The sequence below is a fragment of the Streptomyces sp. NPDC002690 genome, from assembly GCF_053592415.1.
In genome coordinates this window covers 1-1,142 of the sequence record NZ_JBSFVR010000759.1, presented here as the reverse complement: position 1 = coordinate 1,142, position 1,142 = coordinate 1, and the positions used below count along the sequence as shown (strand labels likewise).

General features: G+C 77.3%; 1 protein-coding gene. It reads right to left on the bottom strand.

The window, feature by feature from the left end; translation table 11 throughout:
* Positions 1–243: 243 nt before the first annotated feature.
* The coding region (gene cobC, locus ACWD3D_RS37330; RefSeq protein WP_451465066.1) for an Rv2231c family pyridoxal phosphate-dependent protein CobC at positions 244–1,142 on the bottom strand (899 nt) is incomplete at its 5' end.

Here is a 1,142-nt window from a genome sequence, read left to right as displayed (position 1 = left end):
CCCGCGCAGGCGGGCCCCGGCGGGTCCGCGCGCGCCGGCGGGCGCGGCCCCCGGCCGCGACACCCGGGTGCCGGGGGCGTACAGGACCGTGTCGGGTCCTGTACGCCCCCGATCCGCGTACGCTTCCGGCTCCTCGTACGCCCCGATCCGCGTACGCTTCCGGCTCCGCGGGGAGCCCCCGATCCCCGTGGGCCCGCCCGATCCCCGTGGGCCCGCCCGATCCCCGTGGGCCCGCCCGTCGCGTCACCCCGCCGGTCTCCCGGCCCCCACCGGCAGCGCCTGGAGCGCGAGGTCCAGTGCCTGCAGGAAGCGGTTCGTCGTCACCCGGTCCCGGACCGCGAGCCGCAGCCAGTCCGGTCCGAGCCCGGGGAAGGTGTCCCCGCGCCGGGCCGCGAACCCCAGCGAGCGCAGCCCCTCCCGCAGCTCGGCACCACCCTCCAGCCGGATCAGCACGAACGGCCCTCGGGCCGGCCCCACCACCTCGATCTCGTTGAACTCCGCGATGCCCGCCAGCAGATGGGCCCGGTCCACCGCGATCCGGTCCGCCGCGTCGGCCGCCTCCACCAGGGCCCGGGGTTCCATGCACGCCTCGGCCGCCGCCAACGCCGGTGACGACACCGGCCAGAGCGGCTGCGCCTCCTCCAGCAGGGCGATCACCGACGGGTCGGCCAGCACGTAGCCGATCCGCAGCCCGGCCAGCCCCCACGTCTTGGTGAGGCTGCGCAGCACGACGAGGCCCGGGATGTCCGTACGCCCGCAGAGCGCCTCGCGCTCCCCGGGCACCGCGTCCATGAACGCCTCGTCGACCACCAGGGTCCGGCCCGGTCTCGCCAGCGCTTCCAGCACACCGGCGGGGTGCAGCACCGACGTCGGGTTGGTCGGATTGCCGACGACCACCAGATCGGCTTCCTCGGGCACCGCGGCCGGGTCCAGCCGGAAACCGTCCTCCGCCCGCAGGATCACCCGCCCCACGTCGTGCCCGGCCGCCCGCAGTGCCGCCTCCGGCTCCGTGAACTGCGGGTGCACCACCACCGGCCGCCGGGCCGGCAGCGCCCGGGCGATCAGTACGAACGCCTCGGCCGCCCCGGCGGTGAGCAGTACCCGGTCCACCGGGAGCCCGTGCCGGGCGGCGACGGCGGCCC